Annotated in this window: 3 protein-coding genes; all 3 read right to left on the bottom strand. The window is 59.0% G+C overall.

All coding sequences use genetic code 11. The features are described 5' to 3' along the window. Nucleotides 1-764: amino acid ABC transporter ATP-binding protein (locus EKA13_RS26665; RefSeq protein ID WP_065761990.1), on the bottom strand; the 764-nt coding region annotated here is incomplete at its 3' end. Nucleotides 765-774: 10 nt separating this feature from the next. Next, nucleotides 775-1,872: an amino acid ABC transporter permease gene (locus EKA13_RS26670; RefSeq protein WP_065761991.1), complete on the bottom strand. Its 1,098-nt coding sequence runs from the start codon at nt 1,870-1,872 to the stop codon at nt 775-777. A 10-nt stretch (nt 1,873-1,882) separates the two neighbouring features. Further along, nucleotides 1,883-2,942: amino acid ABC transporter permease (locus EKA13_RS26675; protein ID WP_065761992.1), on the bottom strand; the 1,060-nt coding region annotated here is incomplete at its 5' end.

The raw sequence follows: 2,942 nt of genomic DNA on the forward strand, positions 1-2,942 counted from the left end.
TAGTGCAGGATCTGACTCAAGAACAGCTTGGTTCGCTCGTTCTGAGGCCGGTCGAAGAAGTCGTTCGGCGGCGCCTGCTCAACGATCTCACCTTTGTCCATGAAGATCACCCGGTTCGCCACGGTCCGGGCAAAGCCCATTTCATGGGTCACACAGAGCATGGTCATGCCGTCTTCGGCCAGGCCGATCATGGTGTCGAGCACTTCCTTGACCATCTCCGGGTCGAGCGCCGAGGTCGGCTCATCGAACAACATGATCTTTGGCTTCATGCACAACGCCCGGGCAATCGCTACCCGCTGCTGCTGACCACCGGACAACTGCCCCGGATACTTGTTGGCTTGCTCGGGAATCCGCACCCGCTCCAGATAGTGCATGGCGATTTCCTCGGCCTTGCGCTTGGGCATCTTGCGTACCCACATCGGTGCCAGGGTGCAGTTCTGCAAAATGGTCAGGTGCGGAAACAGGTTGAAGTGCTGGAACACCATGCCCACTTCACGGCGAATCGCCTCGATCTGCTTGAGGTCGTTGGTCAACTCGACGCCATCGACCACGATGCGGCCTTGCTGGTGCTCTTCAAGACGGTTGAGGCAGCGGATGGTCGTCGACTTGCCCGAGCCCGAAGGCCCGCACAGGACGATACGCTCCCCCTGGCGCACATTGAGGTTGATGTCCTTGAGCACGTGGAACTGGCCGTACCACTTGTTCACGCCCTGCATCTGAATAATGCCTTCAGGGCTCACAGGCTGTTTGATCGCTTCACTCATGGGAACACTCCTAACGCTTGTGGCCTGTGTCCAGCTTACGCTCCAGATGCATGGAGTAGCGGGACATACCGAAACAGAAAATCCAGAACACCAGGGCGGCGAAGACGTAGCCTTCAGTCGCCATACCCAGCCATTTGGGGTCGGCTGCTGCCTGCTTGACACTGTTGAGCAGGTCGAACAGGCCAATGATGATGACCAGGCTGGTGTCCTTGAACAGGGCAATGAAGGTGTTGACGATGCCGGGAATCACCAGCTTCAGGGCTTGCGGCAGGATCACCAGGCCCATCGCCCGCCAGTAACCCAGGCCCATCGCGGCAGCCGCCTCGTATTGGCCTTTGGGAATGGCCTGCAAGCCACCGCGCACCACCTCGGCGATGTAGGCCGACTGGAACAGGATCACCCCGATCATCGCTCGCAGCAGCTTGTCGAAGCTCATGCCTTCAGGCAGGAACAGCGGCAGCATTACCGACGACATGAACAGCACCGTGATCAACGGCACACCACGCCAGAACTCGATGAACGTGACGCACACCACGCGCACTGCAGGCATTCTCGAGCGCCGTCCCAGTGCCAGCAGAATGCCCAGCGGCAACGCGCCGACGATACCGACCGTGGCAATCACCAGGGTCAGCATCAAGCCACCCCATTGGCTGGTGGCCACCGCAACCAGCCCCAGGTACCCACCGTGCAGCAGGGTGTAGGCCAGGATGGGGTAGAGCACCAGAAACGCCAGGCCGTAGACAACCTTGTGCGGGACGCGGGCGATGAACAGGGGTGCTGCGCCGATCACGGCCAGCCACACCGTCAGGTCGACCCGCCAGCGCAGTTCACTGGGGTAGTAGCCGTACATGAACTGCCCGAAGCGCTGCTGGATAAACACCCAACAAGCGCCCTCCTTGGTGCAGTCGGCCTGAGTGGTTCCCACCCAGTTGGCATCGATGAATGCCCACTGCAACAGGGGCGGTACGATCAGCCAGACCAAATACACTGCAAACAACGTCAACAGGGTGTTGAGCCAGCTGGAGAACAGGTTGTTGCGCATCCATGCGAGGGCACCGACGGCTTTCACCGGCGGCGGCATATCAGGTTTGAAAACATGGGTACTCATGCGCGTATCCTCACCGCTCGATCAGCGCAATGCGCTTGTTGTACCAGTTCATCAGCAGGGAAATGCTGATGCTGATGGCCAGGTAGACACTCATGGTGATGGCGATCACTTCGATAGCCTGGCCGGTCTGGTTGAGCACGGTTCCAGCGAACAGCGAAACCATTTCCGGATAGCCGATACCCGCCGCCAGCGAGGAATTCTTCGCCAGGTTCAGGTATTGGCTGGTCAAGGGTGGAATGATCACTCGCAGCGCCTGGGGAATGATGACCTTGCGCAGGGTTGGCCCTTCACGCAGGCCCAACGAGCGCGCAGCCTCGGTCTGGCCATGGCTGACCGAGCGAATCCCGGAACGAACGATCTCTGCAATAAACGCTGCCGTATAGATCGTCAATGCCAGGGTCAGTGCCAGCAGTTCAGGAATCAGTACCCAGCCGCCCACAAAGTTGAAGCCCTTGAGCTGCGGAACTTCCCAGTGCAGTGGGGTGCCTATCAGCAACGTACACAGCCCAGGAATGGCCAGAAACAGCGCCAGGCCTACCCAGAACTTATGGAACGGCTCGCCGGTTTCCTCAAAGCGTTTGTTGGCCGCACGGACCATGAGCACGATGGCAATCACGGCTACCACGAGACTGCCGACGAACGGCCAGAAGCCCTCCGCCAGCGAAGCACCCGGCATGTTCAAGCCACGGTTGCTGAAAAAGAACGTATCGCCAAAATTGATGCTGCCGCGCGGCCCCGGCAGGGTCAAAAATACCGCGAAGTACCAGAACAGGATCTGCAGCAGCGGCGGAATGTTACGAAAAGTCTCGACATACACCGTGGCCAGCTTGCTGATCATCCAGTTCGGCGATAACCGGGCCACACCGACGATGAAACCCAGCACGGTCGCCAGGATGATGCCGATGAAGGTCACCAGCAGCGTGTTGAGCAAGCCGATGACAAATACCCGGGCATAACTGTCGGACTCGGTGTAAGGAATCAAATGCTGAGCGATCCCGAAACCGGCACTGCGCTCAAGGAAATCAAAACCCGAGGTAATGCCTCGGTGCTGCAGGTTGGTTTGAGTATTG

Origin of the sequence: Pseudomonas defluvii (assembly GCF_001695625.1) — a bacterium.
GTDB classification, from domain to species: Bacteria; Pseudomonadota; Gammaproteobacteria; order Pseudomonadales; family Pseudomonadaceae; genus Aquipseudomonas; species Aquipseudomonas defluvii.